This is a genomic window from Dissulfurimicrobium hydrothermale (genome assembly GCF_022026155.1).
Lineage (GTDB): Bacteria > Desulfobacterota > Dissulfuribacteria > Dissulfuribacterales > Sh68 > Dissulfurimicrobium > Dissulfurimicrobium hydrothermale.
In genome coordinates this window covers 744,494-769,350 of the sequence record NZ_CP085041.1, presented here as the reverse complement: position 1 = coordinate 769,350, position 24,857 = coordinate 744,494, and the positions used below count along the sequence as shown (strand labels likewise).

Below are 24,857 nucleotides of genomic sequence, written 5' to 3'. Positions count from 1 at the left end.
ACTCTGAAGGAGACCTTGGCATGCCAGCAAAACAAAAGATAACTATAACTGAAAGGGGCCTGGACACGCCGGACTTCCCGGTGATCCCATATATTGAAGGAGATGGAGTTGGCCCTGATATATGGAAGGCGACTAATAGGGTGTTGAATGCCGCAGTGGAAAGGGCCTATAACGGCAAAAGGAAGATTGAATGGAGAGAGGTCTTGGCCGGCGAAAAGGCCTTTAATGAAACCGGCAAATGGTTGCCTGACGAGACCCTTGATATCATAAAAGAACATGTTGTAGCTATCAAGGGTCCCCTCACGACCCCTGTCGGCAAAGGGATAAGAAGCCTCAATGTCACATTGAGGCAAGAGCTCGATCTCTATGCCTGTGTACGTCCAGTCAGATACTTCAAGGGCACACCAAGCCCTGTTAAGAGGCCTGAAGACATAGATATGGTGATCTTCAGGGAAAACACCGAAGATGTCTATGCAGGCATCGAGTGGGAAGAGGGATCGAGCGAGGCCCAAAAGATCATAACATTCCTTAAAAAGGAAATGGGAAAGACTGTGCGGCCGGATTCCGGCATAGGCATAAAGCCCATCAGCAGATTTTGTACATACAGACTCATGAGAAAGGCCATTCAATATGCCATTTCCAACAAAAGAGACAGTGTCACACTAGTGCATAAGGGGAATATTATGAAATTCACCGAAGGGGCATTTAGAAATTGGGGCTATGAACTTGCCCGGAGGGAATTCCCTGATGTGATCATTACCGAACAAGATCTGCACGATAACTACGGTGGGGATATCCCTGACGGTAAGATCGTCGTCAAAGACCGCATTGCCGACGCGATGTTCCAACAAATACTTCTGAGGCCTAGGGAATACAGCGTGCTCGTGACCCCAAACCTTAACGGCGACTACATCTCCGACGCCCTCGCTGCACAGGTAGGCGGTCTGGGGATGGCGCCAGGCGCAAATATCGGGGACGGCTTTGCAGTCTTCGAGGCCACACACGGAACTGCACCTAAATATGCCGGCCTAGATAAAGTAAACCCCGGATCCCTGATCCTATCAGGCGCCATGATGCTCGAATACATAGGCTGGAGAGAGGCAGGCGGTTTGATCCTTGGCGCAATCGAGGCCGCCATCGGCAAAAAAAGGGTCACATATGACCTTGCAAGACAAATCGATGGCGCAAAAGAGGTTAAATGCTCTGAATTCGCCGATTGCATCATTGAAGCAATGTAAAATGTAAAACCGATACACAACCTCATTGTCGGCTGATCTTGCTGCCGATCGACGAGGTCTGTTATTCTGATGCAAAATATGCTGACAAAGATTGCGCTGGCGGCGTTAAACATCCTGGATGAGATATTTTTCCCATGCCTTTGCGCCGCATGCGGCGCAAGGCTTGAAAATGCCTACCAAGGAGGGCTCTGCGCAGATTGCCTCTCAAAGATCAAAAAAATCGAGCATCCACTATGTACTATATGCGGCATGCCTTTTGTTTCGCTAAGCGGCGAAGACCATATCTGCGGCGCATGCCTCAAAAATCCACCTATCTTTAAGGCAGCCAGGGCCATCTTTGAATATGATGGCCCTATACGCATTTTGATAAAAAAAATCAAATTTCACGACGACAGATACGCCCTGAAAACCATTTGCAATCTGACGAAAAGATATCTAGAGGCATGGCCTTCGGGATTATCCAATCCAACACTCCTGATACCAGTCCCGCTGCACATCTCAAGGCTGAGAGAAAGGGGTTTCAACCAGGCCCTTGATCTGGCAAAGGGGATATTCCCCGATCTTCCAATATACACAGGGCTTATCTCAAGAAACAAAAAGACGCTCTCTCAAACAGGGCTTGACGCACAAAAGCGTATAAAAAACGTAAGGGATGCATTTTGCGCAAGAAATACTGCAGATCCGTCGCCTGAAGCTGTAACAATAATAGACGACATATTCACAACAGGCTCAACAGTAAATGCCTGTGCACTGGCTCTCAAAAAGGCTGGCACAAAACACATTGATGTATTTACAGTGGCACGGACTGTAAAAAAACACTCGACCTTCTAGAAAACCAAAAAGCAAGCTTGTTGCAAAAAACCCGTCCTAAAAACTTATACAGCGGCCTGAAGATCGCTACCAGGCTCTGAGACAGAGGCCTCCTTTGTATCAACATCGGATGGCCGAGAAGTGGAAGTCGCCTCTTTTGAAACGGCCTTCTTTTTATCTCTCAAAGGCCTTGGGCTGGTTGACTTGGGCCTTTTAAGCGAATCCGTAGCCAGCTCGACGATGGCCAACATGGCCGCATCACCTCTTCGCTGACCGATGGGTACAAGACGGCTATAGCCGCCGTTTTTGTTAACAAATTGTTGACCCCAATAGTTAAACAGTCTGTCAACCAACTCCCGACGGCGAATTACGGACAAGGCCTGCCTTCTGGCATGAAGACCCCCCTCCTTGGCCAGAGAGATCATCTTGTCGGCGACCTTGCGGAGTTCCTTACCTCTCGGCACCGTTGTAACAATCCTCCCATGCTCCAGCAATGAACTGACCATATTCCTCAACATGGCGATACGATGGGCCGTCTTGACCCCAAGCTTTCTCGTCTGTCTCCTATGTCGCATAACTTACTCCTCTTCTTGTTGGGCAGTTTTTTCTTTGCCCTTTCTAGGCGAGACCCATCCATCCAGTTTCATACCCAAGTGTAGATTCATGTTGCCCAAAACCTCTTTTATCTCTTTCAACGATTTCCTGCCAAAATTTTTTGTCTTGAGCATCTCTTGCTCCGTCTTCTGTACGAGGTCGCCGATATAATGTATGTTGGCATTCTTTAGACAATTAGCAGAGCGTACCGAGAATTCAAGCTCGTCTATCTTGCGGTTAAGATAGTCACTTATCGTATGTATATCTATTGATTCATGCTCAGACGTAGACTCCTGCTCCTCGTCGAAAGAGATAAAGACGGAAAGCTGCTTTTTCAATATCTTAGCCGCATAGCCAAGGGCCTCGTCAGGGGCTACACTTCCATCCGTCCATATCTCCATCGTCAATTTGTCATAATCGGTCATCTGGCCAACCCTGGCCCGCGTAACCACAAAATTAACCTTTGAAACAGGCGAAAACAAGGCATCAATCGCTATCGTCCCAACTGGTTGCCCTGGATCCTTATTCCTTTCAGCAGGAACATATCCTTTTCCCCACTTAGCTACCATCTCCATATGGAGTTCGCCTTCAGATGATAGGGTAGCTATATGGTGCTCAGGATTCAAAATTTCCACCCCTCCATTTGGGGCAATGATATCGCCTGCCTTAACCTCACACGCACCTTTTTTGTCAAGTATAAGTATGCTGCTTTCGTCTTTAAATAGCTTTAAACGTACTCCTTTGAGATTCAATACAATATCGGTTACATCTTCAATAATGCCTGGCACACTAGACAATTCATGCAATACATTGTCTATTTTGACCGAAACTATCGCTGCACCCTGAATTGAAGAAAGCAATATCCTTCTTAGGGCATTACCAAGCGTAATACCATAGCCTCTTTCGAGAGGTTCACAGCTAAATTTAGCATAATTACGTGTGAACCCCTCATGCTTCTCTATTTTATTAGGGGTAATTAATTCACGCCAATTTCTATAATAAGGGGCTTGTTGATTAGTCATAATCTGAGCTTATCCCTGCAGTAATTTTACCTGACTATTTTGAATAGAATTCAACAATAAGTTGTTCATTTATAGGCAAGGTTATATGAGATCTCTCTGGCAGAGATTTAACCCTTCCTTGCAACTTTTCTGCATCAAGCTCAAGCCATTCCGGCACGCCTCTGCGCGCTATGGCTTCCTGTGATTGTCTAATGGGCAATATGACATTTTCCTTATCCATTACGTCGATCACATCACCAGGAGATACTAAAAATGAAGGCATATTTACCCGTTTATTGTTTACAGAAAAGAAACCATGTCTGACAAGCTGCCTTGCCTGAAAGCGAGATTCTGCAAATCCGAGCCTGTACACCACATTATCAAGCCGCCTCTCCAAACAGCGCAGCAAATTAACGCCCGTAACCCCTTTCTGCCTATCAGCAAGATCGAAATAACCCCTGAACTGCGCCTCTTGTACACCATATACCCGTCTAAGACGCTGTTTCTCTCTCAAACGAACGCCGTAATCCGAGATCTTGGCCCTCATCTGTCCATGCTGACCAGGCGCATAACCACGCCTTTCAAAGGAACATTTATCAGAAAGACACCTCTCGCCTTTCAAAAAGAGCTTGATGCCCTCCCTTCTACAAATCCTACAGCGCGCCTCAATATATCTAGCCAATGTATTCCTCCACGACCTTAAAGATTCTTAAACCCTGCGCCTCTTTGGCGGTCTGCAACCGTTATGAGGTATAGGCGTGACATCTTTGATCACCTTTATCTGAAAACCAGCCATCTGCAAGGCCCTTAGCGCCGCTTCTCTGCCTGAACCGGGACCGTTTATATGAACCTCAACACTCCTCATGCCATGCTCGGCCGCCTTGCGCGCCGCCGTTTCCGCTGCGATTTGCGCGGCAAAGGGGGTGCCTTTCCTTGAACCTTTAAACCCCTGGGTACCGGAACTGGCCCAAGAAACCGTATTGCCTTGTTTGTCGGTTATTGTGACTATAGTATTGTTAAATGTAGCTTGGATATGCGCTATTCCTTCTGGCAGATTTTTCTTCTCTTTACGACCACCCTTTTTTGGTGGAGCCATAGCTTTTCCTCCAGTTAATGACGATTAACCCTTCTTCTTAATTAATGAAGAACCCGGACCTTTTCTAGTTCTGGCGTTTGTCTTTGTACGCTGCCCCCTGACAGGAAGCCCCTTGCGGTGTCGAAGACCCCTGTAACAACCCAAATCCATCAGTCTTTTGATATTCATGGATACGTCCCTGCGCAGGTCACCTTCCACTTTATATTCTGTATCTATAATCTTTCTCAGGGATGTTATATCGTCATCGGTTAATTCATCGGTTTTTTTATTAAAATCGATAGCTGCCTTTTTAAGTATATTTTGCGCTGTAGCACGGCCTATGCCATATATATATGTCAGCGCAACTTCAAGCCTCTTATTTTTAGGCAAATCCACTCCTGCTATTCTGGCCACCTTAACCCCCTTTTTTAACCTTGACGCTGTTTGTGGCGCGGATTTTTGCAAATAACCCTAACCACGCCTTTGCGGCGGATTACGATACAATTCTTACAACGCCTTTTAACTGATGCACTGACTTTCATATTTATTCCTCTTAAATAAAAACTATTTTGCACGGTAAACAATCCTGCCGCGTGTAAGGTCATATGGAGACACCTCAACAGTTACTCTATCACCTGGCAATATCCTTATATAATGCATCCGCATCTTACCGGATATATGGGCCAAAATCTTGTGGCCATTTTCCAACTCTACACGAAACATCGCATTTGGCAATGTCTCCAAAACCTTACCCTCTAACTGTATAGCATCACCTTTTGACATTTACCCGACTTTGTTGTCTAATTTTTAATTCTGCAAGCAAATAGATAAGCTCAATCAAGACCACTTAATATCTCAGGACCATACCTCGTAACGGCAATTGTATGCTCAAAATGTGCAGATAAAGAACCGTCTACGGTTACGACCGTCCATCCGTCATCCAAAATCTTTACATCATGACCACCTGCATTTACCATCGGCTCAATGGCCAAAACCATTCCTTCCTTCAGTATAGGCCCTGTCCCACGCTTGCCGTAATTCGGCACCTCTGGGGGTTCGTGAAGCGCTCTTCCTATACCATGACCTACAAACTTGCGGACTACGCTAAAATTTGCACCTTCTACATATTCTTGAATCGCCGAGGATATATTCCCCAGATTCGCCCCTGGCAATGCCTCTTTTATGCCTAGCATTAGGGCATTCCTCGTAACATTTATCAATCGTTCACCCTCTTCTGAACCAACAACCACTGCAGCGGTTATTGCGGCATCGCCGTAATAACCATCAAAAACAACTCCCAAATCAATACTAACTACATCCCCTTCTTTCAGAATCCGTTTCTTTGATGGTATGCCGTGGACTACCTCATTATTGACAGATATGCAAGTCGCTGCGGGATAACCAAAATAACCCTTAAACGCAGGTGTAGCTCCATACAATTTTATCTTTTCTTCTGCGATCTTATCCAAATCGTATGTAGTAATCCCCGCTCTCAATATCCCTGAAAGCTCTCTCAAAATCTTGGCAACAATTTGATTGGCAACCCTCATTTTTTCAATCTCAGATGGAGATTTGAGAGTTATAACCCTGCCAGCTTTATATTTTTTCACCTGGATACTATCTGCCTTTGAGTTTTACGCCCTTAATAAATCCCTCATAATTTCTTGTAATTAAATGCGATTCTATTTGGCCCATCGTATCCATTGCAACACCAACAACTATCAACAAAGCAGTACCTCCAAAATAAAATGGCACATTGAAATTGACAATCAATATGCTTGGAAGCACACATATGAACGATATATAAATCGCACCAATCAAGGTAATTCTCGTCAAAATAGTATCTATAAATTCTGAAGTTTTTCTTCCAGGCCTTATACCTGGTATATATCCTCCATATTTTTTTAAATTATCTGCTATATCAATAGGATTGTACGTTATAGCTGTATAAAAATAACAGAAGAAAATGATTAAGATTACAAAAATAGTTTCATAAACTAAACTACCAGGCCTCATCAATTGAGCAAATTTCTGCATCCATGGAGTCTGAATAAAATTAGCTATTGTAGCAGGAAACATTATTATTGATGATGCAAATATCGGAGGTATAACGCCTGCAGTGTTGATTTTGAGCGGCAAATGCGAAGTCTGCCCACCATAAATCTTCCTGCCTACTACTCGTTTGGCATAATGTATAGGAATCCGCCTATAGGCCCTTTCCATAAAACATATAAATCCTACAATAAATACCATCATAACCAACAAAAACAATAAAAGAACAAAATTAATCTCGCCTGTTTTCATAAGATTGAATGTATTTATTATAGCTGAAGGTAAACGGGCAACTATGCCTGCAAATATAATCAGAGATATACCGTTACCTATCCCCCTCTCCGTTATTTGTTCTCCTAACCACATTAGAAATATGGTCCCAGACATCAGCGTAAGCGCTGTCAATAATCTGAAACCCCATCCAGGAATTGCAACTACATGCACCCCATTAGGCGCCGTCATGCTTTCTAGGCCTATAGCAATTCCTAGTCCCTGAATTACGCTCAGGAAAACCGTTCCATATCTTGTATATTGACTAATCTTCTTACGACCACTCTCTCCTTCTTTTTTCAAGGCCTCGAGTTTAGGTATGGCCACAGTCAGGAGCTGAAGGATTATCGATGCACTTATGTATGGCATAATGCCCAATGCAAAAATGGAAAGCTTCTGCAAGGCACCACCGGAAAACATATCAAAGAGTCCGAACAATGTACCCTGAGCCCTTGCAAAAAAAGACGCCAATGCAGTTGCGTCAATTCCAGGCGCGGGTATCTGTACACCTACCCTATAAACAGCAAGCATCAATAAGGTAAAGCCTATACGTTTTCTTAATTCAGGAGTCTGAGCAAGACTCTCGATCCCTCTCATTAAAGCCTGACCTCATTGTCGGATAATAGCTCAACCCTTCCGCCTGCAGCCTCTATCTTTTTTATCGCAGCAGAACTGGCTGCATGGGCCTTCACAATTATAGCCTTGTGAATATCTCCCTCGCTAAGTATCTTAAGAAGATCAAATCGCTTGCCCATCAAACCGCTCTTTTTGGCTGACTCTATATCTATGACACTACCATCAGGAAATGCCTCGAGGTCTTTGATATTGAGCACACCATATATCTTTTTAAATGGATTTTTAAAGCCTCTCTTGGGCAATTGCCTGTATAGGGGCATCTGTCCCCCTTCGAAGCCAGGGGATATAGATCCGCCTGTACGTGCCCGCTGGCCCTTTTCGCCCCTACACGCAGTCTTGCCATGACCGGAGCCGTCACCCCGACCTACTCGTTTTTTTGACTTCTTTGCGCCTGTATGCGGTCTTAATCTATCTAGTGCGATCATAATTACATTCTTCTCTTAACTTAAATTTTCTTCCGATGTCGTAGATCTCATCTTTGCTGCAGCCGTGGAGGTCTTCAACATCTCTAACCCCTTAAATGCTGCATGAACGATATTGTGAGGGTTGTTTGTGCCAAGGCTCTTTGACAATATGTCCTGCACACCAGCCGCCTCCATGATAGCCCTGACAACTGCCCCAGCTATAACCCCGGTTCCTGGCGAAGCTGGCCTGAGAAAGACCCTTCCTGCACCGAATTCCCCGATAATCTCATGCGGTATAGTCTTACCATGCATCGGGATTTCAATCATACGCTTACGGGCCTTTTCCGAGGCCTTACGGAACGCATCAGGTACTTCTTTTGCCTTTCCTACGGCAAAACCAACCTTCCCTGCTCCATCACCTACTATTGCAAGGGCGCTGAAACTGAATCTCCTTCCCCCCTTAACAACCTTAGCAACCCTGTTTATAGAGACTATTTTTTCAATATATCCCTGTTCAGATGCAGTTTTTTCCTGCATTACCATCATTTTTTCCTCTCATTTCCTAAAATTCGAGGCCGCCTTCTCTGGCAGCTTCAGCCAAAACCTTCACCCTTCCATGGTATAGATAACCATTACGATCAAAGGCAACCTTTGCTATGCCAATATCTTTGGCGCGGATAGCTAATAATTGGCCAACGTGCCTAGCAATATCCTTTTTCCCGCTGCCCGTTTCAGATGAAGCGATCTTTTCCCTCAATTCTTTAGATAGACTCGAAACCGACACCAATGTTCTATGTTGTTCATCATCAATGATCTGGGCATAAATATGCTTCGTTGTTCTAAATACCGAAAGTCTGGGGCGTTCGGCATTGCCAAACAATTTTTTACGAATACGTTTTTTTCTTTTTAATCTTGCTTGTATCTTTTTGTTAAGATTTTTCATTTATATTTTCCAACGTCTTGAAATTATATTTTATTTTTTTGATTTAGTAGCTGTTTTGCCTGCCTTACGAATGATATTTTCATCGGCAAATTGAATACCCTTGCCTTTATAAGGTTCTGGCGGCCTTAATGCCCTAATCTTAGAAGCTACTAATCCCAATAATTCTTTATCATATCCTTCTAAAATTATGCGTACTATTTTTTGTCTATCAACTTTAGCCGTTATTCCTTTCGGCAACGGAAATTCAATGGGATGAGAATGTCCTAAATTAAAGATTAATTTATCGCCCTTTTCTTCAATCTTATAACCAACCCCCGTAACTATAAGTTCTTTTTGAAATCCATTTGCAACACCTATAATCATATTATTTAACAATGTACGGGTAAGGCCATGTATAGAATGAGACTGCCGTGAATCATTCATATTTTTAACAAGTAATTGATTATCAACTAATTCAACAGTTACCAATGGACTAATTTGTCTAACCAAAATTCCCTTAGGCCCACTTATAGTAATTTTATTGTCTTCTATATTTACCTTTACTCCCGAGGGCAAAGGAATAGGTTTCTTACCAATTCGAGACATTAATATTTCTCCTGTTTACCAAATTGCACAAAGCAACTCACCGCCAACTTTATTATTTTTAGCCTGAACATCAGTCAAAATTCCCTTTGATGTCGATATTACGGCAATTCCCAACCCTCCGCGAATAGTAGGTAACTTATTATGGCTGCAATATATTCTTCTTCCTGGCTTACTAATTCTTTTCAATCCTAAAATAATTGGATTTTTATCAACATATTTTAAAGCAATCCTTAACACATCTTTACCATTTTCTTTTATAATACGATAATTTAATATATATCCTTCGTCTTTCATGAGTTTAGCAATATTTATTTTTAACTTCGACGAAGGCATATCGACACGATCATGTCTCGCAGATATTGCATTTCTGATACGTGTCAACATATCAGCTATTGGATCAGTCATTCCCATATATGTATCTCCTAGCCTAATGTTTGATCTACCAACTAGCCTTAACCACTCCAGGTATATGCCCCGTTGAAACCATTTTTCTAAAACATATTCTACAAATACCAAATTTGCGCAAAAAAGCTCTTGGACGTCCACATAATGGACATCTATTATATTGTCTAATTTTAAATTTAGCTTTGCGTTGAGCTTTTATCAATAATGCCTTTCTAGACAATTTTACCTCCTTATCCTTTTACTTACGAAAAGGCATGCCAATTGCATTTAAAAGATATCTAGCTTCTTGATCGGTTTTAGCTGTAGTTACAATAGTAATATTAAGTCCTTTAATCTTATCTACCTTATCGTATTCTATTTCAGGGAAAATTATATGTTCTTTTATACCTAGCGTATAATTCCCTCTGCCGTCAAATCCTTTTGGAGATATACCTCTAAAATCTCTAATTCTTGGAATGGCAATATGTATAAGTTTTGTCAAAAAATCATACATTCTCTGTCTTCTCAAAGTAACAGTACAACCGATAGGAACTCCTGTCCTTAGTTTAAAAGCAGCGATCGATTTTTTTGCCCTAGTTACAACCGCCCTTTGTCCAGCTATCCTGGTCAACTCTTCCATTGCACTATCTATAATTTTGGGATTCTGTATAGCCTCTCCCAGACCCATATTAAGAACTACCTTTTCCAATCTTGGAACTTGAAATGCGTTAACATATCCAAACTGTTCCATCAATTTTGGAACGGCTATTTCTTTATATTGTTGTTCTATAAGAACCATTAAAATGCCTCCAACCTTATCTTAATTTGCATCTGGAATTGCATCTCCACATTTTTTACAAACACGAATCTTTTTCCCATTTTCTAAGAATTTATGAGATATTCTGGTTGGTTTTGTGCATTTAGGACATAAAAGCATAAGATTGGATATATGTATCGATGCCTCTTTTTCTACAATACCACCTTTAGAACCAGGACCCGGTTTCGTATGTTTTTTAATAATATTTATACCTTCAACACGTGCTCTGTATTTACCAGGTAATATCTCTATAATTTTACCTACTTTTGCTTTATCTTTACCGGCTAAAACAATTACACGGTCATTTTTGCGTAAATTTGTCTTTGAAACCTTCATAGCAGCACCGCTCCCAATATCTTATAAAACTTCAGGAGCTAAAGAAATTATTTTCATATATCTCTTTGCTCTTAGCTCCCTTGCGACTGGCCCAAAAATACGTGTACCTATCGGTTCTCCATATTGATTGACAAGGACTGCTGCATTCTCATCGAAGCGAATCAACGATCCATCAGGTCTTGACAACTCTTTTTTAGTACGGACAATAACAGCTTTTGCAACATCACCCTTTTTTACTTTGGAATCAGGCAGTGCTTCTTTAACTGCTACAACTATTAAATCACCAATACTTGCATATCTACGCTTTGTTCCACCCAGTACTCTGATACAACTAACTACTTTGGCCCCTGAATTATCTGCAACTCTTAATGTAGTTTCTTGTTGGATCATAAATGATCCCTCCCATTTCTTAGACAGCTTTTTCCAAAATCTCTCTTACTATCCACCGCTTTCGTCTGCTAATCGGTTTACTTTCTTCTATTAATATTTTATCACCTATATTACAACTATTATGTGGATCATGTGCCATATATTTTTTACGGTGCTGAATGTACTTACCATATATTGGATGTTTAAAACGACGGTTAACAATAATAACTACTGTTTTATCCATTTTATTGCTGGCAACAATCCCAACAAATGTTTTTTTCTGCTTCTTTACACTCTCCATCAAGATCTCCAACTTATTTTATCAAGATCGTAATTCATTTATAATAGTTTGTATCCTGGCAATATCACGTCTAACCGATCTTATGCGCATTATATTTTCAAGTTGATGAGTCCCATGTTGAAATCTTAAATTAAAAAGTTCATGCCTTAAGTCGCTTTCTTTTTTAATGAGCTCTTCAACTGTCAGCATCCTCAATTCCTTAGCCGGGATCATATCACTTCACTCCTGGATACAAACTTGGTTGGAATTGACAATTTATGTGCGGCCAAACGAAAGGCCTCCCTTGCCGAGGCCTCATCAACACCCTCCATTTCATACAAAATACGGCCTGCACGCACAGGCGCAATCCACATCTCTACAGGACCCTTACCGCTACCCATTCTTGTCTCCGCTGGTTTTTTACTTACCGGCTTATCAGGGAAAACCCTTATCCAGACCTTGCCCCTCCTTCGAACGAAACGATTGATGGCAATACGTGCAGCCTCGATCTGCTGGGCGGTGATGCGGCCGCTCTTCGTAGCCTTAAGCCCAAAATCTCCAAAGGCCAGGGTTGAACCTTTGTACGCAACCCCTCCTATCCTACCCTTCTGTTGCTTTCTGTATTTTGTCTTCTTGGGACTAAGCATATCAACCTCTTAAACGGCTATAGGGAGGATCTGGGATTCTTTTTCGGGCAGTATCTCACCTTTAAAGATCCAGACCTTTACACCTATAACTCCATATGTAGTCTTTGCCTCGGCAAGTCCATAATCAATGTCTGCCCTCAATGTATGCAAAGGGACGCGCCCTTCGAGATACCACTCACGCCTTGACATCTCCGCTCCCCCCAGACGCCCCGAGCAAGCAATCCTGATCCCCTGGGCGCCGAACTTCAAGGCCATATTCACCGCCTTTTTCATTGCCCTGCGGAACGAAACCCTATGGAGCAGCTGCCCGGCTACATTTTCAGCCACAAGTTGTGCATCAATTTCTGGTCTGCGGACTTCTATTATATCAATCATAACAGGCCGGCTAATCATCTTTTCGATATCTTTTTTCAGCATCTCTATCTCTGCGCCCTTTTTACCTATAACTATCCCCGGCCTGGCGCAATTTATGCGCAATCTCAATCGCTGCGCTGCACGTTCTATCTCTATTCTTGATATACCAGCGTGATAAAGTCTATTTTTTATGTAATCTCTTAATCTTTGATCCTCTATAACAAGCGCCGGATAATCCTTCCCTGCATACCACCTAGAATCCCACGTCCTTGTTATTTTCAATCTAAGACCTACCGGATTAACTTTTTGCCCCAAAACTGCCTCCTCTCCCTAATCAAGCCTCATCCAAAACAACGGTTATATGAGCAAGCCTATGCAATATACCAAACGCCCTGCCCTGAGCCCTTGGACGTATCCTTTTTAACTGTGGACCATTGTCGATTAAAAGTTTTTTTATATATAGCGTATCAACATCTATATTAGGATTCTGATCCGCATTTGCTATCGCTGATTCCAACACCTTTTTTAAAAATCTCGCCGATTTCTGAGGCAATACACCCAAAATCTGCATCGCTTCACCGGCCTTCTTGTTCCTCACCAAATCCGCCACCAATCTGGCCTTTTGCGGCGAGACCCTGATATATTTAGCCACTGCCCTTGCTTCCATCTATTTACCCCGCCTTTTTCTTATTTACGAACCTTGGTCTTTTTGTCTGCAGAATGGCCATGATATGTCCTTGTAGGTGAAAACTCCCCTAGTTTGTGGCCGACCATATTTTCCGTGACAAATACAGGTATAAATTTCCGGCCGTTATGAACAGCAAAAGTCATGCCAACCATCTGCGGAACTATCATGGACCTCCGCGACCAGGTCTTTATGACACGCCTATCGTTGGTCTCCAGCGCAGCCTGAACCTTTTTCATCAGGTGTTCATCTATAAACGGACCTTTCTTTACTGACCTTGGCACCTTAATACCTCTTAAATGGATTATTTCTTTCTAGGTTTTATAATAAATACATCACTTGGTTTCTTTTTCCTGGTTTTATAACCCTTTGTAGGCCAACCCCATGGACTGCAAGGATGTCTTCCACCTGATGACTTGCCTTCACCGCCGCCCATCGGATGATCCACAGGGTTCATTGCTACACCCCTTACACTTGGCCTTATTCCAAGCCAACGGCTCCTACCGGCCTTGCCAAGAGAAATATTCTCGTGGTCGAGATTCCCAACCTGACCGATCGTCGCCATACAGGAACCCAAAAAGACCCTGACCTCGCCGCTTGGAAGTCTCAATTGAACACGATTCCCTTCTTTAGCCATCACCTGCGCAGCCGTACCCGCACTTCTTACAATCTGCCCGCCTTTATTGGGCCTCATTTCAATGTTATGCACCAATGTACCCAATGGTATATTTTTTAGTTGCATACAATTGCCGGGTCTCACATCGGCCGACGCATCTGAAATGACCATATCGCCCTTGTTTAGACCAAGCGGCGCCAAGATATATCTTTTTTCGCCATCGGCATAGTGCAACAATGCAATATTGGCGGACCTGTTGGGATCATATTCGATCGCCGCAACCCTTGCCGGAACTGACATCTTATCCCTCTTAAAATCTACTATCCTATAGTATCTTTTATGGCCGCCGCCTCTATGTCTTGCAGTAACCCTGCCGTAATTGTTCCTACCCCCGCTCTTCTTCAGCGGCTCGATCAGACACCTCTCGGGGGCCTTGTCTGTCAAGGTTTCATCCTTCAAAACGGTCATGAAACGTCTGCCCGAGGATGTAGGTTTATACTTTTTGATAGCCATCTTAAACCTCAGAAAAGAAATCTATAGTATCGCCGGGCCTAAGTCTTACTACAGCCTTTTTGGTATCGGCACGCCTTCCGTGAAATCGTCCAACCCTTTTTGTCTTGCCTTTTATAACAGCTGTCTGGACATCTTGAACCTTTACCTTGAAAAGCTGCTCTACGGCCCTTTTTATCTCTATCTTATTGGCACACCTATCTACCCTGAAAACCACCTGATTACCCAGTTCTTTCTGGAACGTGGCCTTCTCGGTTAAAAGAGGTGAATGTATCACCGAATAAAGGTCCCTCATGGTTGCAGTCTCTCCTCTATCAATCCAACAGCTGACTCTTTCAATATCAGATGCCTGTATTTGAGGAGGTCAAAGACATTAAGGGCCTCCTGTGAAAGGATCTTGATATTGGGTATATTCCTTGCTGACAACTCCAGCATCCTATCTTCACCATCGATCACAATGATCGCCTTATTTACATCAAACCGCTTTAAAAATCCACTGAAATCCTTTGTTTTAATCCGCTCCAGCCCGAAATCGCGCACCACGTACAAATTATCTTCGAGACGCTTGGCGCTGAGCGCCATCCTCAAAGCAAGTCTTCGAAGCTTCTTAGGGATGTTGTAAAAATAACTCCTCGGTTTAGGTCCGAAGACTGCACCGCCTCTCCTCCAGAGAGGGGATGTATTACTGCCTGCCCGTGCACGACCCGTACCCTTTTGACGCCATGGTTTCTTACCGCCCCCGCTGACCTCGCTCCGTTCCTTTGTACTTGCATTGCCTGACCGTCTTTTAGCCAGTTGCCATTTGACGACCTCGTGCAGCACGCCCTCTTTCGGCGTGATATTAAATATCTGGTCACTTACCTCTATATCGGATATCTTTTGCCTTTGTGAATCATAAACCGCCAGGGTTGCCATCTTACTTTGTCTCCTCTATTTACATTTTATATAGACAAGCTGGTTTGTCGCCCCCGGCACACTCCCCTTGACCAGAAGAAGGTTTTCTTCAGGCCGCATATCAACCACCATTGAATTTTTTACAGTCACCCTTTTGCCGCCCATACGCCCAGGCATACGCTTGCCTTTAATAACGCGTGAAGGAAATGCACTCTGCCCCACCGATCCCATCTCCCGATGGTGTTTTGATCCATGGGCCATAGGGCCTCTGCTGAAACCATGTCTCTTTACTGTACCGGCAAATCCACGGCCCTTGCTGACCCCGACGATATCAACCAATTGGCGTAGGTCAAGATCTTTTAAGGTCAATATCTGGCCCAACTCGAATGCGTCGATATCATCAACTTGACATTCGGATATATGATAAAACCCGTGATCAAGCCCAATCTTTTTGATCTTTCCAAGTTCAGGCATGTTGAGTCTTCCTAGAGGTTTGGCGCGGAAACCTATTTGCAGGGCGTCATAGCCGTCAACATCCCGTGTCTTTTTCTGGAGCACAGCGCAAGGACCAACCTCCAAAATCGTAACGGCAATCGACTGCCCCGTGCTCAAAAAGGTCTTGGTCATTCCAATCTTACGGCCCATCAGGCCCTTTAATCCTAACATCTAAGTACCCTCTACAGCTAAAATTTATACAATAACAATTATTAAAGTTTTATTTCTACATCGACGCCGGCTGAAAGCTCCAACTGCATAAGGGCATCTATCGTCTGCTGCGTCGGATCCAAGATATCTACAAGCCTCTTGTGTGTCCTCAATTCAAACTGCTCTCTGGACTTTTTATCTATATGGGGCGAACGCAAAACGGTATAACGTCCTATCGACGTAGGGAGCGGTATGGGACCGGCTATACGCGCACCCGTCCTTTTTGCGGTATCAACTATCTCTCCTACCGATTTATCCAGCTGCTTATGATCATAAGCCTTAAGACGGATTCTTATCTTGCCCGTTGGGATCATCCCTCGATTCCTCGCCTAATTATTCTATAATCTTACTCACCACACCTGCGCCTACGGTACGGCCCCCTTCACGGATGGCGAACCTGAGGCCTTCTTCCATGGCTATGGGCTGTATCATATCAACCTCTATGGAGACATTATCCCCAGGCATGACCATCTCAACCCCTGCAGGAAGCGTAACTATTCCGGTGACGTCCGTGGTCCTGAAATAGAACTGGGGACGGTAACCCGAGAAGAACGGGGTATGTCTGCCGCCCTCTTCCTTGCTCAGGACATAGACCTCCGCCTTGAACTTCTTGTGAGGGGTGATGCTGCCCGGCTTTGCAACCACCTGGCCGCGCTCCACCTCGTCCCTCTTGGTACCTCTCAACAGTACACCTATGTTGTCTCCGGCCCGGCCTTCGTCAAGTATCTTCCTGAACATCTCAAGGCCTGTACATACAGTCTTTTGTGTGGGGCGTATACCTACAAGCTCCACCTCGTCACCCACCTTTATCACACCGCGCTCCACCCTGCCGGTGACCACAGTGCCGCGGCCGCTTATACTGAAGACATCCTCGACAGGCATCAGGAAGGGCTTGTCTATGTCGCGTTTGGGCTCTGGTATGTAGTTGTCTATTGCATCCATAAGGTCCAAGATGCACTTGGTCTTTTCAGGATCAGTTGGGTTGTTGAGGGCCTCAAGGGCGCTACCCCTTATTATAGGCACCTCATCGCCCGGGAACTCGTACTTGGTAAGGAGCTCCCTTAACTCGAGCTCTACGAGCTCCAGGAGCTCCGGATCGTCCACCATATCACACTTATTCAGAAACACCACCATGGCCGGCACGCCTACCTGACGGGCAAGGAGTATGTGCTCCCTGGTCTGGGGCATCGGGCCGTCATCAGCGCCTACCACCAATATGGCGCCATCCATCTGTGCGGCACCGGTTATCATATTCTTTATATAGTCGGCATGGCCAGGGCAGTCCACATGGGCATAGTGGCGCTTGTCGGTCTCGTATTCTACATGGGCGGTGGCTATGGTTATGCCACGTTCACGCTCCTCAGGGGCCTTGTCTATCTGGTCGAACGGAACGAACTCAGCCTTGCCCTTCTCGGCCAGCACCCTTGTTATAGCTGCAGTCAGCGTCGTCTTGCCATGATCGATATGGCCTATCGTGCCTACGTTAACATGCGGTTTTGTACGCTCAAACTTCTTCTTGCTCATGACTATTCCTCCTCAAGCATCTACCAACGGTAATGGGCGAATGCCTTGTTCGCCTCTGCCATGCGATGCGTATCTTCCTTCTTTTTAAAAGCAGCCCCTTTTTGCTGAAAGGCGTCCATAAACTCGTATGCAAGCCGCTGGGCCATGGTCTTTTCGCCACGTTTCCTTGCGAATCCAACCAGCCATCTGATAGCCAAGGCCCGTCGCCTCTCCGGTCTGACCTCAACTGGCACCTGATAAGTAGCGCCGCCAACCCTTCTCGAACGCACCTCAACTACCGGCTTTATATTTTCAATCGCACGCTCAAAGACCTTTATGGCGTCTTCCTTCATACGTTTTTCGATTATATCCATGGCCTCGTAAAAAATACCCCTGGCCACACTTTTTTTGCCCTCAAGCATCATCCCGTTGATGAATTTAGACACCAATGTGCTGTTATATTTGGGATCCGCAGTTACCTCTCTCTTGGGGATATCTCTCCTTCTAGGCATGACCCTCGTCGCCTCCTAATACACTCCCATAAGTTTTGCTGGACATACTATTTTGGACGCTTGGTGCCATATTTTGAACGCCCTCTGCGCCTATCTTGAACACCAAGGGCATCAAGTGTACCCCTGATAATGTGATATCTGACGCCGGGGAGATCTTTGACACGACCGCCCCTAATGAGAACCACCGAGTGTTCCTGAAGGTTATGGCCGATACCGGGTATATAAGAAGTAACCTCCATACCATTCGTAAGCCTTACACGAGCCACCTTCCGCAGGGCCGAGTTAGGTTTCTTTGGGGTAGTGGTATAAACCCTAGTACATACCCCTCGGCGTTGCGGGCATGCATCAAGCGCAGGCGCCTTGGTCTTCTTTTTGATCTTTTCCCTGCCCTTGCGGACCAATTGATTAATTGTCGGCATCAATACACCTCAAATTGCCAAAAAAATAAAAATCGTTCCACGTCCTTGCAGGCTTTTGCTCTACGCAAGCGTGATCTGAACACTACAAACAAAGTTCGCATTTAATACTGGTTTAAACAGATATTGTCAAGCCTTTTTAATCTATCGCATCTGTGGAGTATTGTCTAATGCTGAAATTTCTGGATCCCAGAAGTGTCGTTTCCAACCACTTAACACCGAAATCGAGGGCCGACACATCATCCGCAATAATCTCTTCCTGCCTCTCTTTGGGAACTATATAGATATCCAGAAACCTGCTCTCGAACACAAAACGCCTGAAGGCGTCTATGTTGTAACAGGCCATAAAGAACATCTGCAAGGTCTTTTCGGAGATATCCACAAATGGGCCAAGGGATTTCCTCTTGAGGATCAATCCAACCCAGCCTGCATTCACCTCTTCATATCGATTTATCCCTTGATTTTCAATCCATTCCCTGACCGTCCACTCCCTTTCCGATAAATGCCCTAGGCAGTGTGGTTCCTTTATCATAGCGAAAAAACGCTCGTCAGACGATGCGTCTCTATTGTGGAATATGCCTGCCCCAAGAGGATAGTACCTGCACGTAAGCGGCCTTACGCTATATATTGAGCAGCCGGTTTCCTTGAGAAACGGGCAGGCCCTGATTTCTTCATCCATGACCTTCAAGATCGGGATTGGGAGCTCGGTAGCCGCGATCAAGCCAGGCTCAGTAAATAAAAAAAGAAATTCATCTGAGGTCAGGCCTAGCTCCTTTTTCATCATGATAATGTCATAAGGAGTAAGCATGATCTTGATATTTCTGCAACACTTCGTAAAACAAGCGGAATCCTTTCCGCATGAAAAGGTAAAATTACTGTTCAGATCAAATCTTACAGGGACAATGGGACCCTGGCTGTCTTTGGGTGCGTACATCGGGTTCTCCTGTGGAGGTTAAAGAAAAATTTTTATTTTTATATTATAATATAAAATATCTTTAAAGGCCATAAATTTTAATTATTGACAAGATAAACAAAGGGTTGCAATGAAACTCTCTGGGAAAACAGCCATCGTGACCGGCGCCATAAAGGGAATAGGCCTTGCCATAGCGGCAGGCCTTGCAAGGATGAGGGTTCAGTGCGTGGTAACATATTACGACTGGCTAGAAGAACTGCCCAACATGCACAAAACACTAAGGAACGCGGGCGCAGAATACCACGCGGTGGCGGTCGATCTTACGGCACCCGGGGGTGCCGAGAAGGTGATAGACGAGACAATGAGGCGTTTCGGGCGCCTCGACATACTCATAAACAACATAGAGCGCGGAGGTTGGCCGATAGTGCATGGCGAATATACCAAGAGACAGTGGGAGCTTGAATTCAACACGACCATCACCGCAAAGTGGATGCTCTTTAAACAGGCCCTACCTCTTTTAAAAAAAACCGGAAACGGGACCGTGGTAAACATATCGTCCATAGCAGGAATTATAGGCAGGTGCGGTCCAGCGGCAAAGGTGTTTCACGACTGCTATTCCCTGTCAAACAGGGCCATTCGGACGCTTACAGAGACATGGGCAAGGGAGGCGGCACCGGAGGTACGGGTGAATGAACTGATGCTAGGCTTCTTTGATACACGCCACGGCCCAGGGACAAGGGGATGGGGGTTGCTCTGCGAAGATGAAAAGAAGGCCATCATCGATCACACCCTGCTAAAGCGCACGGGTGCAGTCCATGAAGTCGCACAGGCGGTCAATTTTCTCGTCAGGGACGCTACCTTTATGACAGGGGCAATAATCCGACTTGACGGGGGATATATTCTAGGCGGAGAGGCGGCAGGCATCGTCCCTAAAGGGATTATTCCGCCTGATGAGCCGGGTCTGGGGGGAACCGCCGTCTCAATTCAGACATAAGGTGAGGGCACGAATATCCTGGTAAAAAGATCCTGGGCGTAGCGATCCGTCATCCCTGCTATAAAATCGCAGACACTCCTCTCATAGGAGACGTTGTTTTCAGTATCTACTACGTCCTCCTCGAGGAATCTCCTCCTTTCCTTGAAGAACCTGTCTCTATGGGTAAGAAAATAGTTATAGAGATCAAAGAGTATCTTCCTTGCCTTTTCAAATTCATTATGGACCTGTGGGGCGCGATAAACGTTTTCATACAAAAATGCCCTCAATTCGAGCATTGCATCATAAACATGCCCGCTTATACCCAAAACCATCTCGCCATCATCGGTGACCTTGGTATTCTGAATCACATCCCTTATCATGGAAGAGATCCTGGCACTGTGACTCTCTCCAAGGACCTCCTGGCACTCAACAGGGACATCGCTTTCACTTATTACACTGCTTCTTATAGCGTCATCAAGGTCATGGCTCAAATATGCTATTACATCTGCTATCCTGACCACCCTACCCTCAACGGTCTGGGCCCAGTCATCCAGGTTTTTCGGGATGATCTCACCGAACCCCTTGGAGTGCTTGAGGATACCGTCCCTTACTTCATAAGTCAGATTCAGACCCATGCCACCGTTTTCAAGCACGTCAACCACCCTGATACTCTGAGAACAATGCGAGAAACCGCCCGGCACGATCTCATTCAAAATGGTCTCACCGGCATGACCAAAAGGCGTATGGCCCAGATCATGGGCCAGCGCTACAGCCTCGGCGAGGTCTTCATTAAGGCGCAGCGCCCTCGCTATCGTGCGGGCGATTTCAGCCACCTCCAGGGTATGTGTAAGACGGGTCCGATAGTGATCTCCCATGGGTGAGAGAAAGACCTGGGTCTTGTGCTTAAGGCGTCTAAACGCCTTGGAATAAACGATGCGATCCCTATCCCTCTGAAACGCCGTCCTGATAGGACAAGGCGCAACATATACACGCCTGCCCCTCGTCTCCGAACTGAGACAGGCCTGTTTGCAAAGAATGATCCTTTCCCTGGCCTCTATCTCTTCCCTGACGGTTGAAAATGCCCGCCCTCCTCTCCCTTCATAAAGTTCATTTCCATTGTTCAGATACATCGTTGCCTCCAGATTAGACGCCGATGGATCAAGCCGTCAAGGATCAAATAGCCGCCCGACATTAAAGAAGTCGCCAACAGATATAACCTGATGCCATCGGAAGACCCAAAGATGTTGACGCCAACGGCCAATATAACCATGCCGGCCGGCAGACATACAAAAGGCTTGACCCATGCCATATCCACAAGGCCTTCTTTGAGGGCCCACATGTCGATACCTTGGGCGACAAATTCAAAAACAATAATGAAGACGACAACGCCAGTTACGCCAGTCTGGACGTTGGTCATAAGCCCCAATGGGATGAGAGGAAATGCAAGGGCAAGAATGAGCCGACCTTGGACCAAGAGACCTTTTTTTGCACAAGCGGGCAACCCAGCTGTTATGTAACGCCAAGCAGAGATAAAGGTTATGCCTAGCATCACGATGCCATATACAAGATTCGCCGTCGGCGCACTAAAAAATATGAGCACGAAAAGCCCCAAAACGAGAAACCCGAGGGCGGTCTTTATCCTTTCAGAAACATAACCGTTGCGCCAATAGAGCCCTATTGCCAGAAAAAGGCTTGCAAGCAAGGCCCCTGAAAGAAAGGCTGCAGATACCGTCTTGTCAGGAAATACATCGGTAAGCAAAATAAGGCCAGCACCGGTCATCTGGAGCGTCGTCTTGATCTTTGCAAGCTCTGTGACTGGGAGTTCGAGCCTCTCCACCAAGAGAAACCTCCTCATCTCCGTCACCAGGAACTCACGTAAAAAAATAGGCCATACAACCCACATGGGGAGGATGCGGAGGTCCACAATGGGAATCAAGGTAACCGCCGCAAAGATCTTATCAGCCAAAGGATCCAATAAGGCGCCTAGCTTGGTGCCGCCGTCCCTCCTGGCAAGCAGGCCGTCCAAATAATCGGTGATCCCAAGGACTGCAAAGGCGGCTACGGCTGCCACACGCTCCATCTTTCCACCATAGACGAGGAAATATGGAAGCGGGAGGAGTGCAACCCTTAAGACTGTAAGGTGATTGGCTGTAAGCCTCATGGCCGATCTCCAGCCTTTTCCGACCATATCCCATAAAACACCGCCATGAGCCCTCCCCGCGCCGCCGCCAGCCCTTCCACATCCCTTATAAAACGCCTGTAATGGGAAACAGGCCCTATCTCGATCTGCTTAAGAAGCGGGTCGCAGAAATACCAGGTGCATCTATACGGCCTTTCAATCCGCCTGAGCGAACAGCCAGCCTTGCCCATGAATTGGCATGCGCCACCCATATCGCGGCTGAGGTCATAGAGCGGTACATCTAGACCCATCGCAAGAAACCCGACGATATCAGCAAATTCCGGGACGCCGTGACGCATCGCACAACAAACGGTGCCGCAATAAGGACAGACCTCGGCTGTATAAGACTGGATAAAGGGATCGAGCCTATCGAATGCGGTCTTGAGCATAACCGCCTTTTCCTCAATTGCCGGATGTCCCTTGCAATAACGGTCAAAAAACGCCCTAAGTCGGTCGACAAGACCCCAGAACTCCTCCCTGGAACGAAAATTAAGCGTTGGAAACACCGAGGTGTCGAAACCTATCATGGAAGGGATACCCGATATATAAATTTAGGCCTATTATAAGCCCAATCTATCTGATATAAAGGGCTGCGGGACAAATTTTCGATAAACCTGATAAACCTGATGGTGCCGGAGGAGAGAATCGAACTCTCACAGGCGCAGGGCCTACTGGATTTTGAGTCCAGCGCGTCTACCAGTTCCACCACTCCGGCATCTGGATGGACAAATCAACATCACTCTGATAACAAAACTCCACAGCCGTGTCAATCACCGACGTCGGGATCGTGCAAGGCAAAATTCAAATCAGAGATTACTACCTCTTGATAGCCCTTCGCTGTGCAAGGATCTTCCGCCACTTTTCAAGACGCTCCTTAACAATATGCTCGTATCCCCTGTCAGTAGGCCTATAGTATATGCGGTTTTTGAGCTCAGCCGGCAGATATTCCTGCGGTACAAGGGCGTCCGGATAGTCATGGGCGTAGTGGTAACCCTCACCGTAGCCCAGCTCCTTCATGAGCCTCGTCGGGGCATTTCTTATGTGAAGCGGCACAGCAAGGGAACCGAGCCGCCTAGCGTCCGCCTGTGCATCGCCATAGGCCATATAGACTGCGTTGCTCTTGGGCGCGGTTGCAAGATATACCACGGCCTGGGCGAGGGCGAGTTCGCCTTCCGTCGGACCAAGAAAATCAAACGCCTGCAGGGCAGAAACAGCTATCGAGAGGGCGCTAGGATCTGCATTCCCCACGTCTTCTGACGCAAAGCGGATCATCCGCCTTGCGATATAATGCGCCTCCTCCCCTGCCGCCAACATCCGCGCCATCCAGTAAAGGGCGGCATCAGGGTCGCTGCCCCTCAGGCTCTTGTGAAAGGCGGAGATAAGATTGTAGTGTTCCTCACCGGCCTTGTCGTAGCGCAAGGCCTTCTGCTGTATCGCCTCTTCTACAAGACCTACGGTTATAAGCGCCCCCTTGCCCTCAGCCCTTGCAGAGGCGGCAAGCTCCCCGGAAAGTTCAAGGTTGTTCAGAAGCGTCCTTGCATCTCCATCCGCGCGTCCTATCAGCAATTCCGCAGCCTCAGGCTCTATAGAGAGCTCAAGCGCACCCAATCCCCTTTCCCTGTCCGCCAGCGCCCGGTCAAGGATCGTTTTCAAGGCCACTTCGTCAAGGGGATCAAGGGTCAGGACCTTGCACCTTGAAAGAAGCGGCGAGATGATCTCAAAAGACGGATTTTCCGTGGTCGCGCCTATGAGCGTTATGACCCCCTGTTCCACATGGGGGAGAAAGGCGTCCTGCTGGGCCTTGTTAAACCTGTGTATCTCATCCACAAAGAGGATCGTTGGCCGCAAGTACTTTTTCGTATCCGCCCTGGCCTCTTCTATCACCGCCCTCAATTCTTTAACCCCAGAGAGCACCGCGGAAAAACTCACAAAATTCGCATTCACGGCCCTGGCCAGAAGCCTTGCAATGGTCGTCTTTCCTGAGCCTGGCGGCCCCCAGAGTATTATGGATGGGAGCCTGCCGCCGGCTATTATGCCGCTCAAGACCTTGCCGGGCCCAAGGAGGTGCTGCTGGCCCACAACCTCACTCAGATCTGCCGGTCTCATACGCTCGGCAAGCGGGATATTTCCACCTTCTTTCATGGCTGGTCTTCTTT

General features: G+C 46.0%; 40 protein-coding genes and 1 tRNA gene. 3 read left to right on the top strand and 38 right to left on the bottom strand.

The annotated features are described in order from the left end of the window. The first annotated feature begins 20 nt into the window (after positions 1–20). Both icd and LGS26_RS03675 read left to right on the top strand, forming a co-directional pair. Entirely contained in the window at positions 21–1,238 is a 1,218-nt protein-coding gene (icd, locus tag LGS26_RS03680) for an isocitrate dehydrogenase (NADP(+)) (RefSeq protein WP_237889291.1), read from the top strand. Between the two features lie 78 nt (positions 1,239–1,316). Continuing rightward, positions 1,317–2,069, top strand: coding sequence for a ComF family protein (locus LGS26_RS03675; protein ID WP_237889290.1), 753 nt, complete (start codon positions 1,317–1,319; stop codon positions 2,067–2,069). Between the two features lie 44 nt (positions 2,070–2,113). On the opposite strand, the gene rplQ is transcribed toward LGS26_RS03675, so the two are convergent. From rplQ to LGS26_RS03510, 33 genes are all read right to left on the bottom strand, one after another. Next, positions 2,114–2,623 carry a 50S ribosomal protein L17 gene (gene rplQ / locus LGS26_RS03670; protein WP_237889289.1) on the bottom strand — a complete coding sequence of 170 codons (510 nt, stop codon included), beginning with the start codon at positions 2,621–2,623 and terminating at the stop codon, positions 2,114–2,116. 3 nt (positions 2,624–2,626) lie between these two features. After that, positions 2,627–3,664 (bottom strand): DNA-directed RNA polymerase subunit alpha, encoded by a 1,038-nt coding sequence (locus LGS26_RS03665; protein ID WP_237889288.1) that lies wholly within the window; start codon positions 3,662–3,664, stop codon positions 2,627–2,629. 34 nt (positions 3,665–3,698) lie between these two features. Further along, the gene (gene rpsD, locus LGS26_RS03660; RefSeq protein WP_237889287.1) at positions 3,699–4,325 is read right to left on the bottom strand and encodes a 30S ribosomal protein S4; all 627 of its coding nucleotides are present in this window, start codon (positions 4,323–4,325) and stop codon (positions 3,699–3,701) included. 27 nt (positions 4,326–4,352) lie between these two features. Beyond that, complete coding sequence (gene rpsK / locus LGS26_RS03655; protein WP_237889286.1) at positions 4,353–4,739, bottom strand: 30S ribosomal protein S11; 387 nt, start codon at positions 4,737–4,739, stop codon at positions 4,353–4,355. A gap of 24 nt (positions 4,740–4,763) precedes the next feature. Then, the gene (gene rpsM, locus LGS26_RS03650; RefSeq protein ID WP_237889285.1) at positions 4,764–5,132 is read right to left on the bottom strand and encodes a 30S ribosomal protein S13; all 369 of its coding nucleotides are present in this window, start codon (positions 5,130–5,132) and stop codon (positions 4,764–4,766) included. Positions 5,133–5,146: 14 nt separating this feature from the next. Next, the gene (rpmJ, locus tag LGS26_RS03645; protein ID WP_237889284.1) at positions 5,147–5,260 is read right to left on the bottom strand and encodes a 50S ribosomal protein L36; all 114 of its coding nucleotides are present in this window, start codon (positions 5,258–5,260) and stop codon (positions 5,147–5,149) included. A 22-nt stretch (positions 5,261–5,282) separates the two neighbouring features. Next, a complete protein-coding gene (infA, locus tag LGS26_RS03640) occupies positions 5,283–5,501 on the bottom strand; it encodes a translation initiation factor IF-1 (RefSeq protein ID WP_237889283.1) in 219 nt (72 codons plus the stop codon). 50 nt (positions 5,502–5,551) lie between these two features. Continuing rightward, positions 5,552–6,268, bottom strand: a complete 717-nt coding sequence (gene map / locus LGS26_RS03635; protein WP_237889843.1) for a type I methionyl aminopeptidase — start codon at positions 6,266–6,268, stop codon at positions 5,552–5,554. A 67-nt stretch (positions 6,269–6,335) separates the two neighbouring features. Continuing rightward, complete coding sequence (gene secY, locus LGS26_RS03630; RefSeq protein ID WP_237889282.1) at positions 6,336–7,637, bottom strand: preprotein translocase subunit SecY; 1,302 nt, start codon at positions 7,635–7,637, stop codon at positions 6,336–6,338. Continuing rightward, positions 7,637–8,098 (bottom strand): 50S ribosomal protein L15, encoded by a 462-nt coding sequence (gene rplO / locus LGS26_RS03625; protein ID WP_237889842.1) that lies wholly within the window; start codon positions 8,096–8,098, stop codon positions 7,637–7,639. Before rplO ends, secY begins: the two co-directional genes overlap by 1 nt. Before the next feature lie 18 nt (positions 8,099–8,116). Continuing rightward, positions 8,117–8,617 (bottom strand): 30S ribosomal protein S5, encoded by a 501-nt coding sequence (gene rpsE, locus LGS26_RS03620; RefSeq protein WP_237889841.1) that lies wholly within the window; start codon positions 8,615–8,617, stop codon positions 8,117–8,119. A 25-nt stretch (positions 8,618–8,642) separates the two neighbouring features. Next, positions 8,643–9,023 (bottom strand): 50S ribosomal protein L18, encoded by a 381-nt coding sequence (gene rplR / locus LGS26_RS03615; protein WP_237889281.1) that lies wholly within the window; start codon positions 9,021–9,023, stop codon positions 8,643–8,645. A 30-nt stretch (positions 9,024–9,053) separates the two neighbouring features. Further along, on the bottom strand, positions 9,054–9,608 hold the full coding sequence (gene rplF, locus LGS26_RS03610; RefSeq protein WP_237889280.1) for a 50S ribosomal protein L6: 555 nt from the start codon (positions 9,606–9,608) through the stop codon (positions 9,054–9,056). A gap of 15 nt (positions 9,609–9,623) precedes the next feature. Further along, positions 9,624–10,019: a 30S ribosomal protein S8 gene (gene rpsH / locus LGS26_RS03605; protein ID WP_237889279.1), complete on the bottom strand. Its 396-nt coding sequence runs from the start codon at positions 10,017–10,019 to the stop codon at positions 9,624–9,626. A gap of 28 nt (positions 10,020–10,047) precedes the next feature. Then, positions 10,048–10,233: a type Z 30S ribosomal protein S14 gene (locus LGS26_RS03600; RefSeq protein ID WP_237889278.1), complete on the bottom strand. Its 186-nt coding sequence runs from the start codon at positions 10,231–10,233 to the stop codon at positions 10,048–10,050. Positions 10,234–10,251: 18 nt separating this feature from the next. Then, the gene (rplE, locus tag LGS26_RS03595; protein WP_237889277.1) at positions 10,252–10,791 is read right to left on the bottom strand and encodes a 50S ribosomal protein L5; all 540 of its coding nucleotides are present in this window, start codon (positions 10,789–10,791) and stop codon (positions 10,252–10,254) included. Between the two features lie 21 nt (positions 10,792–10,812). Beyond that, a complete protein-coding gene (gene rplX / locus LGS26_RS03590; RefSeq protein ID WP_237889276.1) occupies positions 10,813–11,145 on the bottom strand; it encodes a 50S ribosomal protein L24 in 333 nt (110 codons plus the stop codon). A 21-nt stretch (positions 11,146–11,166) separates the two neighbouring features. Then, positions 11,167–11,535: a 50S ribosomal protein L14 gene (rplN, locus tag LGS26_RS03585; protein WP_237889275.1), complete on the bottom strand. Its 369-nt coding sequence runs from the start codon at positions 11,533–11,535 to the stop codon at positions 11,167–11,169. Positions 11,536–11,554: 19 nt separating this feature from the next. Beyond that, entirely contained in the window at positions 11,555–11,815 is a 261-nt protein-coding gene (gene rpsQ, locus LGS26_RS03580) for a 30S ribosomal protein S17 (RefSeq protein WP_237889274.1), read from the bottom strand. Between the two features lie 21 nt (positions 11,816–11,836). After that, positions 11,837–12,004 (bottom strand): 50S ribosomal protein L29, encoded by a 168-nt coding sequence (gene rpmC, locus LGS26_RS03575; protein ID WP_407932050.1) that lies wholly within the window; start codon positions 12,002–12,004, stop codon positions 11,837–11,839. Between the two features lie 20 nt (positions 12,005–12,024). Beyond that, complete coding sequence (gene rplP, locus LGS26_RS03570; protein ID WP_237889273.1) at positions 12,025–12,441, bottom strand: 50S ribosomal protein L16; 417 nt, start codon at positions 12,439–12,441, stop codon at positions 12,025–12,027. 9 nt (positions 12,442–12,450) lie between these two features. Then, a complete protein-coding gene (rpsC, locus tag LGS26_RS03565; protein WP_237889272.1) occupies positions 12,451–13,110 on the bottom strand; it encodes a 30S ribosomal protein S3 in 660 nt (219 codons plus the stop codon). 19 nt (positions 13,111–13,129) lie between these two features. Next, on the bottom strand, positions 13,130–13,462 hold the full coding sequence (gene rplV, locus LGS26_RS03560) for a 50S ribosomal protein L22 (RefSeq protein ID WP_237889271.1): 333 nt from the start codon (positions 13,460–13,462) through the stop codon (positions 13,130–13,132). Positions 13,463–13,482: 20 nt separating this feature from the next. Beyond that, positions 13,483–13,764, bottom strand: coding sequence for a 30S ribosomal protein S19 (gene rpsS / locus LGS26_RS03555; RefSeq protein WP_237889270.1), 282 nt, complete (start codon positions 13,762–13,764; stop codon positions 13,483–13,485). Between the two features lie 20 nt (positions 13,765–13,784). Next, positions 13,785–14,609, bottom strand: a complete 825-nt coding sequence (gene rplB / locus LGS26_RS03550; RefSeq protein WP_237889269.1) for a 50S ribosomal protein L2 — start codon at positions 14,607–14,609, stop codon at positions 13,785–13,787. Position 14,610: 1 nt separating this feature from the next. Continuing rightward, on the bottom strand, positions 14,611–14,901 hold the full coding sequence (locus tag LGS26_RS03545; RefSeq protein WP_237889268.1) for a 50S ribosomal protein L23: 291 nt from the start codon (positions 14,899–14,901) through the stop codon (positions 14,611–14,613). Continuing rightward, on the bottom strand, positions 14,898–15,521 hold the full coding sequence (gene rplD / locus LGS26_RS03540) for a 50S ribosomal protein L4 (protein WP_237889267.1): 624 nt from the start codon (positions 15,519–15,521) through the stop codon (positions 14,898–14,900). Before rplD ends, LGS26_RS03545 begins: the two co-directional genes overlap by 4 nt. Positions 15,522–15,536: 15 nt before the next feature. After that, positions 15,537–16,166 carry a 50S ribosomal protein L3 gene (rplC, locus tag LGS26_RS03535; RefSeq protein WP_237889266.1) on the bottom strand — a complete coding sequence of 210 codons (630 nt, stop codon included), beginning with the start codon at positions 16,164–16,166 and terminating at the stop codon, positions 15,537–15,539. Between the two features lie 41 nt (positions 16,167–16,207). Then, positions 16,208–16,516 carry a 30S ribosomal protein S10 gene (gene rpsJ, locus LGS26_RS03530; RefSeq protein ID WP_237889839.1) on the bottom strand — a complete coding sequence of 103 codons (309 nt, stop codon included), beginning with the start codon at positions 16,514–16,516 and terminating at the stop codon, positions 16,208–16,210. Positions 16,517–16,538: 22 nt separating this feature from the next. Then, positions 16,539–17,729, bottom strand: a complete 1,191-nt coding sequence (tuf, locus tag LGS26_RS03525) for an elongation factor Tu (protein ID WP_237889265.1) — start codon at positions 17,727–17,729, stop codon at positions 16,539–16,541. 20 nt (positions 17,730–17,749) lie between these two features. Next, positions 17,750–18,220: a 30S ribosomal protein S7 gene (gene rpsG / locus LGS26_RS03520; protein ID WP_237889264.1), complete on the bottom strand. Its 471-nt coding sequence runs from the start codon at positions 18,218–18,220 to the stop codon at positions 17,750–17,752. 47 nt (positions 18,221–18,267) lie between these two features. Continuing rightward, complete coding sequence (gene rpsL / locus LGS26_RS03515) at positions 18,268–18,639, bottom strand: 30S ribosomal protein S12 (RefSeq protein ID WP_237889263.1); 372 nt, start codon at positions 18,637–18,639, stop codon at positions 18,268–18,270. Between the two features lie 136 nt (positions 18,640–18,775). Then, on the bottom strand, positions 18,776–19,570 hold the full coding sequence (locus LGS26_RS03510) for a YkgJ family cysteine cluster protein (RefSeq protein ID WP_237889262.1): 795 nt from the start codon (positions 19,568–19,570) through the stop codon (positions 18,776–18,778). Positions 19,571–19,679: 109 nt separating this feature from the next. On the opposite strand from LGS26_RS03510, the gene LGS26_RS03505 reads away from it, so the two are divergent. Beyond that, positions 19,680–20,543, top strand: a complete 864-nt coding sequence (locus tag LGS26_RS03505) for an SDR family NAD(P)-dependent oxidoreductase (protein ID WP_237889261.1) — start codon at positions 19,680–19,682, stop codon at positions 20,541–20,543. Here the strand turns inward: LGS26_RS03505 and LGS26_RS03500 are convergent. From LGS26_RS03500 to LGS26_RS03480, 5 genes are all read right to left on the bottom strand, one after another. Next, positions 20,534–21,652, bottom strand: a complete 1,119-nt coding sequence (locus tag LGS26_RS03500) for a deoxyguanosinetriphosphate triphosphohydrolase (protein ID WP_237889260.1) — start codon at positions 21,650–21,652, stop codon at positions 20,534–20,536. The two genes, LGS26_RS03505 and LGS26_RS03500, sit on opposite strands and share 10 nt — an antisense overlap. Continuing rightward, positions 21,643–22,683: a CDP-alcohol phosphatidyltransferase family protein gene (locus LGS26_RS03495; RefSeq protein ID WP_237889259.1), complete on the bottom strand. Its 1,041-nt coding sequence runs from the start codon at positions 22,681–22,683 to the stop codon at positions 21,643–21,645. The genes LGS26_RS03500 and LGS26_RS03495 overlap by 10 nt, the downstream gene beginning before the upstream one ends. Continuing rightward, positions 22,680–23,228, bottom strand: a complete 549-nt coding sequence (locus LGS26_RS03490; protein WP_237889258.1) for a hypothetical protein — start codon at positions 23,226–23,228, stop codon at positions 22,680–22,682. The genes LGS26_RS03495 and LGS26_RS03490 overlap by 4 nt, the downstream gene beginning before the upstream one ends. A 100-nt stretch (positions 23,229–23,328) precedes the next feature. Further along, positions 23,329–23,416: transfer RNA gene (locus LGS26_RS03485), tRNA-Leu, on the bottom strand. 101 nt (positions 23,417–23,517) lie between these two features. Next, positions 23,518–24,843 carry a replication-associated recombination protein A gene (locus LGS26_RS03480; RefSeq protein WP_237889257.1) on the bottom strand — a complete coding sequence of 442 codons (1,326 nt, stop codon included), beginning with the start codon at positions 24,841–24,843 and terminating at the stop codon, positions 23,518–23,520. Between the last annotated feature and the right edge of the window lie 14 nt (positions 24,844–24,857).